The organism is Micromonospora sp. DT15 (genome assembly GCF_049841475.1).
Lineage (GTDB): Bacteria > Actinomycetota > Actinomycetes > Mycobacteriales > Micromonosporaceae > Micromonospora.
In genome coordinates this window covers 16,027-27,752 of the sequence record NZ_JBNCKJ010000020.1, presented here as the reverse complement: position 1 = coordinate 27,752, position 11,726 = coordinate 16,027, and the positions used below count along the sequence as shown (strand labels likewise).

General features: G+C 72.6%; 11 protein-coding genes. 7 read left to right on the top strand and 4 right to left on the bottom strand.

From position 1 onward, the window contains the following. Positions 1–46: 46 nt before the first annotated feature. Positions 47–4,129 (bottom strand): tetratricopeptide repeat protein, encoded by a 4,083-nt coding sequence (locus ACLQ3F_RS31045; protein ID WP_425853218.1) that lies wholly within the window; start codon positions 4,127–4,129, stop codon positions 47–49. A 74-nt stretch (positions 4,130–4,203) separates the two neighbouring features. Here ACLQ3F_RS31045 and ACLQ3F_RS31040 point away from each other — a divergent pair, with 74 nt between their 5' ends. After that, the gene (locus ACLQ3F_RS31040) at positions 4,204–4,365 is read left to right on the top strand and encodes a hypothetical protein (protein ID WP_357260740.1); all 162 of its coding nucleotides are present in this window, start codon (positions 4,204–4,206) and stop codon (positions 4,363–4,365) included. Beyond that, positions 4,362–5,000, top strand: coding sequence for a hypothetical protein (locus tag ACLQ3F_RS31035; protein ID WP_425853216.1), 639 nt, complete (start codon positions 4,362–4,364; stop codon positions 4,998–5,000). Before ACLQ3F_RS31040 ends, ACLQ3F_RS31035 begins: the two co-directional genes overlap by 4 nt. A 51-nt stretch (positions 5,001–5,051) precedes the next feature. Here the strand turns inward: ACLQ3F_RS31035 and ACLQ3F_RS31030 are convergent, their stop codons facing one another. Further along, positions 5,052–6,098: an SMP-30/gluconolactonase/LRE family protein gene (locus ACLQ3F_RS31030; RefSeq protein ID WP_357204822.1), complete on the bottom strand. Its 1,047-nt coding sequence runs from the start codon at positions 6,096–6,098 to the stop codon at positions 5,052–5,054. A gap of 283 nt (positions 6,099–6,381) precedes the next feature. On the opposite strand from ACLQ3F_RS31030, the gene ACLQ3F_RS31025 reads away from it, so the two are divergent. From ACLQ3F_RS31025 to ACLQ3F_RS31010, 4 genes are all read left to right on the top strand, one after another. Then, positions 6,382–7,560: a MalY/PatB family protein gene (locus ACLQ3F_RS31025; protein WP_425853213.1), complete on the top strand. Its 1,179-nt coding sequence runs from the start codon at positions 6,382–6,384 to the stop codon at positions 7,558–7,560. Positions 7,561–7,822: 262 nt separating this feature from the next. Beyond that, complete coding sequence (locus tag ACLQ3F_RS31020) at positions 7,823–8,338, top strand: SigE family RNA polymerase sigma factor (protein ID WP_425853212.1); 516 nt, start codon at positions 7,823–7,825, stop codon at positions 8,336–8,338. Then, a complete protein-coding gene (locus ACLQ3F_RS31015; RefSeq protein ID WP_425853210.1) occupies positions 8,335–9,504 on the top strand; it encodes a hypothetical protein in 1,170 nt (389 codons plus the stop codon). Before ACLQ3F_RS31020 ends, ACLQ3F_RS31015 begins: the two co-directional genes overlap by 4 nt. A gap of 111 nt (positions 9,505–9,615) precedes the next feature. Further along, a complete protein-coding gene (locus ACLQ3F_RS31010) occupies positions 9,616–9,999 on the top strand; it encodes a hypothetical protein (protein ID WP_355008640.1) in 384 nt (127 codons plus the stop codon). Between the two features lie 7 nt (positions 10,000–10,006). Here the strand turns inward: ACLQ3F_RS31010 and ACLQ3F_RS31005 are convergent, their stop codons facing one another. After that, positions 10,007–10,402, bottom strand: coding sequence for a hypothetical protein (locus tag ACLQ3F_RS31005; protein ID WP_425853208.1), 396 nt, complete (start codon positions 10,400–10,402; stop codon positions 10,007–10,009). A gap of 125 nt (positions 10,403–10,527) precedes the next feature. On the opposite strand from ACLQ3F_RS31005, the gene ACLQ3F_RS31000 reads away from it, so the two are divergent. Next, on the top strand, positions 10,528–10,758 hold the full coding sequence (locus ACLQ3F_RS31000) for a hypothetical protein (protein WP_425853206.1): 231 nt from the start codon (positions 10,528–10,530) through the stop codon (positions 10,756–10,758). Positions 10,759–10,765: 7 nt separating this feature from the next. Here the strand turns inward: ACLQ3F_RS31000 and ACLQ3F_RS30995 are convergent, their stop codons facing one another. Next, complete coding sequence (locus tag ACLQ3F_RS30995; RefSeq protein WP_425853204.1) at positions 10,766–11,641, bottom strand: alpha/beta fold hydrolase; 876 nt, start codon at positions 11,639–11,641, stop codon at positions 10,766–10,768. Positions 11,642–11,726 lie beyond the last annotated feature (85 nt).

Below are 11,726 nucleotides of genomic sequence, written 5' to 3'. Positions count from 1 at the left end.
CCGCGGGCGGTTCGCCATCAGCCGAGTGTACGGGTGGCCGGGTGGGTCAGGTTGGCTCGTCAGCGGTCGGTAGCACCGCGATCAGGTCGAGCACCTCGGCGGCGCTGGCCGCGCCGAAGGCGTCGGTGAGGATGGCCGCGAACACCTCGTCGCCGAGCCTGGCCCGCAGTTCGCGCAGCGCGTTGAGGTCGAGCGCCGCGTTCGCCGACCCGATCTGCCGGTCGATGCTCAGCGCCTCGACGATCAGCGGGATGCCCTCCGCCGGGTGGCCCTGCTCGACGCGCAGCTGCCCGAGCGCCACCTGGTCCAGTGCCACCGCCTCCCAGTCGCCCTGCTCGCGGTCGATCCGCAGGCAGGTCCGGTAGCACCGCTCGGCCAGGGCCCGGTCGCCGCGCAGGCCGGCCACCCTGCCGAGGTGGAAGGTGCTGTTGGAGACGCCCGACAGGTTCCCGAGCCGTTTCTTGATCGCGATGGAGCGACGGTAGAACCCGTCCGCGCCGGCGAGATCCTCCTGCTCCTCGCAGACCCGGCCGAGCTGGTGCAGGACGATGGCCTGGTTGGGCTCGTGGCGCAGCACGCGGTAGACCTGCAACGCCTGCTCGTAGCGGGACCGCGCCTCGGTCAGCCGGCGGGTCTCCAGGGCTGCCCGTCCGAGGTCCTCGTGGCACTTGGCGACCCCCGCCTGGTAGCCGGCGGCGGCGCAGATCGGCAACGCCCGCAGCAGGCACATCCGGGCGGTGCCGAACTCACCGGCCTGGGCGGCGGCGATGGCGCGATGGACGTAGCCACTGCCGAGCGGCGTCGGGTGGGAAGCGTCGAACCGGAACCGCAGGTACGCCTCGACCCACTCGGCCCGCTGCGCCGCCTGCCGCCGGTCGAGGTGCCGGGACAGCAGAGCGGAGAAGGCGTGCGCGCCCAGTTCCAGGCGCTGCACGGCCAGCCATTCCAGGGCTGCCTGGAGCGGCGGCTCGTCGTCCCCGCCGATCGCGTTCACTGTGTGCGGCACCGCCTCGGCAGCCCGGCCGAGCACGGTTCGGACGCCGCCGAGCAGTTCGTCGCAGCGGCGTAGCAGCGGGTCCTCGCCGAGGGCCGCGACGATCGTCCGGGCGCGGGCGTAGCAGCTCTCGGCGAACTCGAGGTCGTCGAGGTCGCGGGCGAGGTGACCGAGCAACAGCGAGCACTCCGCGATGTGACCGTTGCTGCCGACCTCCTCGAAGATCTTCAGGGCGGCGCGAACCCGCTCCTCGGCGGTCTCGTACGCGAACTGGGCGAGTGCGATGCGTCCGAGCATCACCAGCCCGCTGCCCTGCTGGACCCGGACGCCCAACCGTCCGTAGCTGGTGATCGCCACCTGGACGCACCGCTCCGCCTTCACGAAGTCCCGGGCCTCGAAGGCGAGTACGCCGATCTGGTGGTGGCTCGCCGCGATCCCCTCCAGGTCGTCGAGGTCCCGGGCGATCGCCAGCTCCTCCAGGTAACGCGACATGGCCAGCTCGGCGTCGCCGTTGCCGCGGGCGATCCCGGCGAGCTGGTGCAGGGTCCGGGAGACCGCCGAGCGGTCGCCGAGCCCGCTCAGGATCGTCAACGCCTCCTGGAACAGCCGGTCCGCGCTCGCCCGGTCGCCCCGGTTGTCGGCGACCAGGCCCAACTGGTGCAGGAGCTTGCCGACCCCGCTGTCGTCGCCGAGATCCCGGTAGACGGCAAGCGCCGCCTCGTAACGCTGCGTCGCCTGCGCGTACTCACCCCGGCTGAGGTGCACGTCGCCGAGTCCCTTGAGGAAGCTCGCGAAACGCGCCGAGCCCGGGGACGCCAGCGGCAGCAGTTCCCGCCAGATCTTCTCCTCCCAGGCCCAGTGCCCGGCCGCGTGCAACTCCTGGCAGGCCAGCTCGGAGTAGGTGACGACCTCGTCGGTGTCACCCGCCGCCAGGTGGTGGTACCGCGCCTCGACTGCCCGGCGGATGAAGTCGTGCTGGTCGGTGCTGGACCGGGCCCGCCAGCCCCAGTAACGGCCCGCCCGGCGGTGCGCGTCGACCACCGCGTCGCGGCCGGCGATCCGCTGCAGGCTCGCCGCCGTCCACCGGTGCACCAGGTGGCCCCCGGTGACCGGGGCGAGCAGCCCCAGCTGCGACAGCGCCTCGACCGCCTCGTCCAGCCCCGCCGGTTCCGGTGGTGGGTCGTCGCCGTCGGCCGGGTCGGCGAGCTGCCAGGCGAGCCCGGTCCGGTCCGCCGGAGTGCGGTACACCGCCGCACCGAGCAGCAACCGACGGGCCGCCGGGACGGCCTCCAGGCGGGCGAGCAGCCGGGGCAGCAGCACATCCTCGGCGGCCAGCGCCCCGGCCTCGGCCAGCGGCGTGCCGACCTCGGCCGGCGCGGCGTCCCGGCCACCGCCGGCCGCGGCCAGTCGGCCGGCGACCTCGTCGGATCGGGTGTTGCCGCCGCGCAGCAGGCCGTCGAGGTACTCCAGCGCGCGCGGGTGGCCACCCAGCCGGTGCCACATCCGTTGCTGTTCCGCCGACGCCAGCTGGCCCACGCCCGGCAGCCGCCACAGCAGCTTGCGGGTCTCCTGCCAGGAGAGCGGACCGAGGTGACAGGCTTCCAGACCGGCGACCGGGAACGGGTGCCGGCTGGTCACGACCAGCTCGTGGTGGGACGCCCAGGCGGCGAGGAACGCGGCCAGGTCCGCGTCGGCCAACCGGTGCTCGGCGTCCAGGGCGTCCTCGGCGTTGTCGAGGACGAGCAGCAGCGGCGGGCCGTCGGTGCCGATAGCGTCCAACCGTCGCCGCCAGTCCTGGCCCGGCTGGGCGAGGGCGACGAGCCATCGCCGCAGCGGGTCGTCAGGGGCCGCATCGGCGCAGCGGCTCTCCACCTGGCGGCGCAGCTCGTCGAGGATCGCGTCGACGGTGGCGTCGCCGTGGGTCGCCACGACGATGCCACCCGCGTCGCGAAACCGCCGCGCGAGTTCCGCGGCGAGACTCGTCTTGCCGATCCCACCGATGCCGTGGACGAGCACCCGAAGCTTTCCCCGGGACAGCCGACGCAGGATCTCCCGGCGGCCCACGAAGTCAGTGGGCGCACGCACCACGCCGTCCCCGACGATCGACTGAACCGGCGGGGCGGCAATGGCAGCGCCGTCCCGTCCGCCGGCCAGCCGCAGCCCGGGGTCGGCCAGGAACAGCGTCGGCATCCACCACTCGGCGGCGGTCGGGGCCAGCTCGCGGCGTACGGCGGAGACCTCCGCCAGCAGCTCCGGCTCGCTGCGGGCGGCCAACCGCTCGTAGAGCCGAGCGCAGAAGTCGATGGTGTACCCGTCGCTGACCGTCCCGTTCATCGCCAACACCGCCGGCGCGCCGTGGGTCAGCAGCGCGCCGGCCAGCCCGGGCAGGTCCCGTTGATCCTGGCGGGCTGTCGAGCAGCCGGCCAGCACGATCAACGGCACGGTCCGGCCAGGCGGCAGCACCTCGGCCAGGAACCGCGCGGCGTCCACACGGTCCTCCGCGCCGGTGGGGGTCTCCAGCAGCAGCGCGCCGGGACGCGCGTGGCTGGAGACGTGCAGGACGTGGAACGGTTCCTCGGCGAGGGCGGCCCGGATCGCGGCGGCGCTGCCCCACTCCAGGACGCGGACCCGCACCCCGTGCCGATGCCCGGGTTCCACAGCGCCGAGGATCCGCCCGAGTTCCCGCTCGTGGTCCAGCAGCGGCTGGGTCGAGTCGTCCGGGCTCGCGATCGCCGCGAGCATCCGCAGTGGGCCGTCCACCCGGACCGTGGGTGCCGGGGTGTCGTCGCCGGTCCGGCAGACGTCGACGTCGGGTCGCAGCGCCAACGGCAGTTCCTCGCCGGGCAGTACCAGCGTCTCCCAGGGCAGGTCGGCCAGGGCCGGGTCGACGACCTCGATGCCGAGCCGGTGCCGACCGGGGCGGGCCAGTTCAGCGCGCAGGGCCGGGCCGGGGGCGTCGAGGAAACGGCCGCCGAGCGCGACGCCGACCTCGTACGACAGCTCCACCGAGGGGCCGCCGCGCAGCCGCCAGAGCAGGTCGGCCGTGCGTTGATCGCCTGGGCCCACCGGGTACCGGCGTCGGTCGCCGCCAACGACCAGGACCACGTCGGTCGCGCTGACTGTCAACCGGATCACGAAGGGCCCCCTGCGGTCGCCCGGCGGACGACCCGATGCCGGGATGGATTGCCGGGCTGACCGATACTGTATCCATGGCTGACGATCCTGAGGAGCTCGCGCACGTCAATGCCGTGCGGATCAACGACAGCGGCGAGCTGGAGGTCTTCGACGGGCAGCGCTGGGTGCCGTACACCGATCTGCCCGACGACGAGAACGGCCCGTTGGGCGTCGTCTTCCGCGACGACAGTCGATGACCGGGGAGTCGCCGACGAGCGGCGCGGGGTTGGACGTGCTGCCGTCCCCGTTGGACTCGGTCGCGGACAGTCGGGCGGCGGCGCGATGGATCATCTCCTCGGCCGGCGCGGTGGGCGCGCTGCTGCTCGGCGGCGGCCCGCTGATCGCCGCCGGCAAGGTCACCGACTGGGCTCACGCGGCGTGGGCAGGCGGCGGCCTGCTGGTGACGCTGCTCGGCGTGGCCTGGGCGATCTGGCGGACCAGCGAGGTGCTCGTACCGCCGATGACCACGCCGGCGACGCTCACCGGGCCCGAGCTGCGCGGCCTGCGCGAGCGGCTGGAGGCCGAGCCCTGGTACCACTTCGGCGGGTACGCGGACGACGTCGACGGTCTGCTGCGTCATCGCCGGATCGCCGCGGAGATCAGCCGCCGCCTGTCGACGGCTGCGCCGCAGGAGCGGGCCGCCCTCCGGGCGGGGCTCGCCACCGCTCGCCGCAACATCGCCCGGACCGACCCGTACCTGCGCTGGCTGCTCGCCACGGCGCACGCCTGGCAGGTCAGGGAGGCGTTGCGCCGGGCCCGCCGGCAGACGTTCCTGGCCGCCGCGCTGGTGGTGGTCGGGGCGGTGGTGTTCATCGCCGCGACCGCCGGATAGCGCGCCGCCTCGTCGGGCTACGACGAGAGCGGCGCGCCGCCCAACCGTTGGTCAGTACGGATATCCGGGGACGTTGAGCCGCACGCTGTACAGCCCGGAGTCACCCCAGCGGCCCGACGTGACGAAGAGGGTCTGCCGGTCGGGGCCGCCGAACGCCACATTGGTCGTGCCGGAGTTGCCGGACCGGATTGTGCCGAGCTCGGTGCCCGCGGGGGAGTAGACGTGGACCAGGGAGTCCCCACCCGAGGTCCAGTACACGTTGCCGGCGCAGTCGATCGTGCCGCCGTCCGGGCCGCCGATGTAGTTCACGAAGACGCTGCGGGCCCCGATGCTGCCGTCGGGCTGCACCGCGTACTTGTAGATCTTGTTCTCCGAGTAGGCGCCCACGTACAACGCCGTCCCGTCCGGTGAGAGCGAGATGCCGTTGGGTTGGCGCAACCGGTCGTCGACCAGCGACACCTGCCCGTTGGAGACGCGGAATACGCTGGTGCGCCCGCTCATCTGGTCGGGGCGGTTGCCGCGCTGAAAGTTGGGGTCGGTGAAGTAGACGACGCCGTCGGAACGGACCGCGACGTCGTTCGGCGAGTTGAACGCCCGGCCCTGGTAGTTGGGCGCGACGGTGCTGCGGGCCCGGTCGCTCAGCCGGTACGACGACACGCTCCGCTGGTCGTGGGTGGCCGCGACGAGCTGCTGGGCGTCGGCGCTGAGCGCCAGGCCGTTGCTGCCGGCGTTGGTGATGAACGTGTCGAAGGTGGCGGGCGCGGTGAACCGGCGGATCGTCGACGGCTGGACGTTGTACGGCCCGGTGCCGGCGGTCATGTCGGAGAACAGCAGGTAGCCGCCGTCGGCGACCCAGACCGGCCCTTCGAGGAACGTGAACCCGCCCTGGATTCGCGGGGCCGTCACGGTGCTGGCCGGCAGCGGCGAGCCGTAACTGCCCCCCGTCGGGCAGGCCCCGGGCGGTGCGCCGGGCGGACCGGCGAGCGCGGCGTGAGCGCTGACGTGCGCGGCGGCGACGGCAGCACCGGCGGGCAGGGGGGTGGCGCTGACCGCCAGGCACAGGCCGGCCAGTGCGGCAATGGTTGGACGCCAGGTCATCGAACACTCCAATCGGCGTCGAGGGTTGCGATGGCCGGCGTGCAAGGTCGGTGGCTGGCACGGCGTGAGGGCGGGCCGTCGATGTGGGCATTCGGGAGCCTAGGTGATGAACTGGCAACTCGCAGCAATCTTTCGGCGTTGATTCCGAGCGGCACGCGGATTGCAAACACAAAGACGCTGGTAAATGCTAAAGCGGTCTCCGGAAATCCTTCCGAAACAACCACAGTGGACACATCAACGGTGACCCCGAGCGTCGGCTGGAGGCAAGGAATAGGGTGGGGACATGAGTGGCCTGCTCAGTGGTGCCCGAACCGCGGTCAATCCCCTCCGCCAGCTCACGATCGAGCAGCTTCGGCAGCGGACGAGCCTCAAGTGGCGGGAGTACCCCGACGACGTGCTGCCGCTCTGGGTGGCCGAAATGGACGTGCCCCTGGCCGAGCCGGTCGCACGGGCAATCATCGACGCCGTCGCGCGCGGCGACACCGGCTACCCCGCCGGAACGGCGTACCCGCAGGCGGTGGCCGAGTTCGCCGCGCGGCGGTGGGGTTGGGACGGGCTGGCCGTGGAGCGCACCGCGCTGGTGCCCGACGTCATGCACGGCGTCGTCGAGGCGCTGCGACTGGTCACCGAGCCGGGGGACGCGGTTATCGTCAACTGCCCGGTCTACCCGCCGTTCTACGAGTCCGTGGCGCACGCCGGCCGCCGGATCGTGGAGGCGCCGCTCGGCGAGGACCTGCGGATCGACCTCGCAGCCCTGGAGGATGCGTTCCGGCGGACTCGTGCCGGTGGACGGCGGGCCGCCTACCTGCTCTGCAGCCCGCACAACCCGACCGGTGCCGTGCACAGCGCGGCCGAGTTGACCGCCGTCGCCGGACTGGCCCAACAGCACGGGGTGCGGGTGGTCGCCGACGAGATCCACGCTCCGGTGGTGGCCGGGGGAGCGCGGTTCGTGCCGTACCTCTCGGTGCAGGGCGCGGAGAACGGCCTGTCGCTGGTGTCCGCCTCCAAGGGGTGGAACCTCGCCGGCCTGCGCGGCGGGCTCCTGATCGCCGGCCCGGCCGCGGCCGGTGACCTCGCTCGCGTCCCGTTCGGGGTCAGCGTCAGCACCAGCCACCTCGGCGTGATCGCCCACACCGCTGCCTTCCGCGACGGTGGCGAGTGGCTCGACGCCCTGTTGACCGGCCTGGACGACAACCGCCGGCTCCTGGCCGCGCAGCTCGCCGAGCACCTGCCGGCCGTCCGCTACCAGCCCGGTCAGGCCACCTATCTGGCCTGGCTGGACTGCCGCGCACTGGGCCTCGGCGACGACCCGGCCGCCGTGTTCCTCGACCGTGGCCGGGTGGCGCTGAACTCCGGACTGGCGTTCGGCACCGGCGGTGTCGGGCACGTCCGACTGAACCTGGCCACCGCACCGGAACTCATCATCGAGGCGGTACACCGGATGACCAGCGCCGTCGGCTGAGACCGGCACTGGTGTCGGTCGGTGGTTCCACGGTGTGCCCGTGAACGCCGTCCAGACGTACCGATATCTCCAGCCGTCCACTCTGCGCGCCGCCGGTCTCGACCTCCAGACCAGCGGCGGCCCGGCGGCTCGCTGACCCGTCCGGGTGTGGCCGGGCCGGGTCCCCGCCCCAGCCGAGCGGTAGGGCTTCCGAGCGTTCTTCGACGGGGACGCAACCTGATGACCGTCCGGTCCCGTCGAGCATGCGGAGGAGGGAGCCTCGATGGTGGAAGCCGAGGGTGAGTTCGTGGAGTACGTCTCCGCGCGACTGCCGAGCCTGCATCGGACCGCGTTCCTGATGTGCGGCGACGCCCATCTGGCCGACGACGTGGTGCAGCAGACGGTCACGGCGCTCTACGTGAACTGGCGCCGGGTCAGCCGGGCCGACAACGTCGACGCGTACGTACACCGGATGCTGGTGCACAAGCTCGTCGATGAGAAGCGGTTGAACTGGGCGAAGGTTCGCCTGCTGGGGTCGGTGCCGGAGCCGGAGCGCTCGCCGGCGACGCCGCACGACGACCTGGCCGAGCGGGACAACCTGCTCGCCGCGCTCGCCCGCCTCCCGCGCGGCCAGCGCACCGTGCTGGTCCTGCGGTTCCTGTGCGACCTGTCGTTGACCGACACGGCCGCCGCGATGGGCTGCTCGGAAGGCAACGTGAAGTCGCAGACGGCTCGGGCGTTGGCGGCCGTCCGCCAGGTGCTCGACGTGACCGAGATGTCAGTGAGGAGTCCGAGATGACAACGGTGGACGAGCAGCGGATCGCCGAGCTGCTGCGGGCGGCGCCGGTGCCGGAGCCTCGGGTCGACCTGAGCCGGGCGGTCCGCGACGGTCGGCGGCGCCGACGGCGTCGCCGAGTCGGCGGGATCGCCGCGCTGACGGTGCTGGCCGGGGTCGGTGTCGTGGGTGCCGTCCAGGTCGGTGCGACCACCGGCCCGCCGGCTCCGACCCCGCCCGCGCTCGCGGTGACGCCCGAGAACACCGGGTCGGTCGCCCCGCGCCCGCCGGTCACCTGCCAGGCGTCGTGGTTGCCGCAGCCGGTCAAGGGTTCGGTCGCGGTGGCCAACAGCGTCGATCCCACCGGACGGCACATCGTCGGCGACATCGGCACCGGGCAGGAGGACGGACGGGTCGTGCTGTGGACCGACGGCCGTCCGGTCGTCCTGCCGGCGACCGCGCGGCACGCGGCCGCGGTCAACACCCGTGGCTATGTGGTGGGCACCAACGGAGACGGCACCGGCTGGTTGTACCGGGACGGGAAGCTGCGTTTCCTGGCCACGCCGCCCGGCTACGACGCGGTGCTCGTGCACGCCGTCAACGGTCGTGGCGACATCGTCGGCACCGCCCGCAGGTCCGACGACTCGCACCAGGCTGTGCTGTGGTCGACGGACCACCCCCAGAAGCACCGGCTGGTCGGCCAGCGTGGGTCGTCCGCGACCGGGATCACCGAGGACGGCACTATCGTCGGCACCGTCGACGATCGGCCCTACCGGTGGACGCCGCAGGGCGTCGGGGCGACGTTGGCGGTGCCCGACGGTTATCCGCGTGCGTCGGTCGAGTCGGCGCAGGGCGAATGGGCGATCGGCATGGTTCCCGGCGACCAACGCAGCGGCGCCGTGCAGATGCTGCCGGTGCGGTGGAACCTCGCCACCGGGGCGGTGAGCCTGTTGCCCTTCCCGGGGGCGAGCGGCATCGCCGGCAGTGGTGACGTGCTGGTCGCCGACGGTGCGCCGCTGGTCGTGGCGCCGGACGGCACCTCCCGCCGGTTGCCGGGTCGACCGGAGGTCCGGGCGACCGAGGCGGGCACGTACACGGCCGAGGGGATCAGCGGCGACGGCCTGACGGTGGTCGGGGCCGTCTACGAGAACGAGGCGTATCGGCCGCTGGTGTGGCGGTGCACACGCTGAGGGTTGATCGGCTCAGCCTGGGGGCGTGCCGTCCGGACCGTTTCAACCGACCGGTTCCGTGGGTACGCTCCCACCGGCTGATCACCCGATCGACGGAGACTTCCCGTGATTATGGCTCTGCTGCTCGACCTCGCCAACATCGTCGGTGGCTTCCTGCTCGCCGTGGCGGTGCTGCGGCTGCTGCCGCGGGTCGGCGACGACCTGGGCCGCCTCGCCGGTCGGGCCGCCCCGATCGCGTGGGTGGTCGGCCTCGTGGCGTTGGTGACCGGCGGTTACTACCTGATCGTCCACCTGGTGTCCGGGCCCCGGGTGTTCCACTTCGAGGTGGTGGGGATCGGTGTGGGGCTCGCCCTGCTGTGGGGCCGGTTGACCGGGCGGTCGACGCCGCGCGACGAGCGGTCGGACGGTGCCACCGGTGTCCGGCTGTTGCTCGCGATCTTCGGCCTCATCGCGATCGTCGTCGGCGTACAGGGGCTGTTCACCCCGGACGGCTGACACCGGGTCACGTGGTGGACGGTCGCGGCGCCCAGGTGCCCGCGGCGCTGGCGATCAGGAGCATCACCGCTGGTAGGAACGCGACACCGATGCCCAGCCCGAGCAGCAGACCCCATCCGGTGAGCACGAGCGCGGCCACCAGGTCGGCGACGATGGTCAGCCTCCCGGTCTGCTGCGCGAGGACGGGCAGCAACGCCGCGACAACGGGGACGCCGAGCAGATAGCCGGCCGCCGCGCCCGAGTCGTCCACGGTGAAGGGCACCAGCACGGCGGCCACCAGCACGGTGATCGCCAGGGCCGACCATCTGAGCACCGAGCGGGTGTTGGCCGGCTTACGGATGAGGATCACGAGACCGACGAGCAGGACACCCACGAGTGCGCCGACGGTCGCCAGACCAGTCATAAATGCCCTCCTCGATCGGAGCGGGTGGCGTTTAATCGAAGACGGCGGATCGTCGCCCCCGCGTCTCACGATACGGCTGGTCGGCCAGCCGCACGAGATTCAGCGTCGAGCAAGGAGGTCCCGGCGTGCCTCTCCTGCGAATCCACCTCGGCACCGACCGGGGCACCGCCCGCCGGGTGCTGCAACTGCATCAGCAGGGCAAAACCCATCACGAGTCGCGGGAGGCGGCCCGGGAACAGGTGTGGCGTCAGGGCCGCACCCCGTGCGGTGATCCGGTCTTCGTCGGCGTCACCAACGGCCGCCGCGACGTGCAGCTGCTCTACGACGTCGAGGTCTACTCCGAGGCGACCGGTTGAGCAGAGGTCAGCCGGCGTCCAGCACCTCCCGCAGACGCTCGGCGAACTCCTCCGGCTTGCCCGCGTAGCCGAACTCGCCGCCGAGGAACCCGCCGTGGTGGCTCGGGAACACCACGGCCTCCTGGCCGAGCAGCGCCGCGAGGCCCAGGGCGGTCCGAGCGGTGTACGTTCCGGCCGACTCCTCACCGACAGCGACCACGATCCGGGTGGGCGCGGCGGTAAGCACAGTCGCGTCGGGACGGTAGTCGGTGATCGCCCACGAGTTCTGCGACAGCAGCGGATCGTCGCGGCGGCCGTCGTCGTCGTCGGTCATCCCGAACATCGCCGGGTCGGGCGCGGGCTGGGCGAAGTAGGCGTCGGTGAACTCGCCCTGCCAGGACGTCATGGCGATGAACGCGGCCATTCCCGCACCCGGGCCCTTCGCCTGGTACGCCTCGTAGAAGTCGGCGCGGGCGCGCTCGGCGGCCGTGGCGTCGGGGAGCACGGCGTTGATCGGCGGTTCGTGCGCCACCAGGGTGGCGATGTCGCCGGGGTGGGTGGCGACCAGTTCGAGTGCGGTTACCGCGCCGCCGCTGCTGGCGAACACGTCGACCGGACCGACCCCGAGTGCCTGAAGGAGCGCGTGCAGGTCGGCGGCCTGCTGCTGCGGCGTGTGGTCGGAGCGACCGTCCGTGCGGACGCTGCGGCCCAGACCACGCGGGTCGTAGGTGAGGACCGTGCGGTCCGTGAAGTGCGGGGCGAGCGCGGTGAAGCCCTCGGCCGCCATCGGCTGGCCGATCAGGAGCAGCGCACGATGGGCGCCGGTGGGAGGTAGCGGGCCGCGGACGTCGTAGACCAGGTCGACGCCGGGAATGGCCAGGGTGTGCGTCTGGATGTCCTGCATTCGACGAGACTACGGACGGCTGACCTGTGTCGGGGTGCCTCGCGGGCGGCGCGCCGTTGGGTTCTTCGGGACGGCGCTCGCGCGT

Excerpts from the sequence above, each read along its gene's own strand:
- ACLQ3F_RS31010 (WP_355008640.1), top strand. The coding sequence starts at position 9,616 with ATGGCTCTGCTGCTCGACCTCGCCAACATCGTCGGTGGCTTCCTGCTC.
- ACLQ3F_RS31040 (WP_357260740.1), top strand. The coding sequence starts at position 4,204 with ATGGCTGACGATCCTGAGGAGCTCGCGCACGTCAATGCCGTGCGGATC.
- ACLQ3F_RS31030 (WP_357204822.1), bottom strand. The coding sequence starts at position 6,098 with ATGACCTGGCGTCCAACCATTGCCGCACTGGCCGGCCTGTGCCTGGCG.
- ACLQ3F_RS31020 (WP_425853212.1), top strand. The coding sequence starts at position 7,823 with ATGGTGGAAGCCGAGGGTGAGTTCGTGGAGTACGTCTCCGCGCGACTG.
- ACLQ3F_RS31015 (WP_425853210.1), top strand. The coding sequence starts at position 8,335 with ATGACAACGGTGGACGAGCAGCGGATCGCCGAGCTGCTGCGGGCGGCG.
- ACLQ3F_RS30995 (WP_425853204.1), bottom strand. The coding sequence starts at position 11,641 with ATGCAGGACATCCAGACGCACACCCTGGCCATTCCCGGCGTCGACCTG.
- ACLQ3F_RS31025 (WP_425853213.1), top strand. The coding sequence starts at position 6,382 with ATGAGTGGCCTGCTCAGTGGTGCCCGAACCGCGGTCAATCCCCTCCGC.
- ACLQ3F_RS31005 (WP_425853208.1), bottom strand. The coding sequence starts at position 10,402 with ATGACTGGTCTGGCGACCGTCGGCGCACTCGTGGGTGTCCTGCTCGTC.
- ACLQ3F_RS31035 (WP_425853216.1), top strand. The coding sequence starts at position 4,362 with ATGACCGGGGAGTCGCCGACGAGCGGCGCGGGGTTGGACGTGCTGCCG.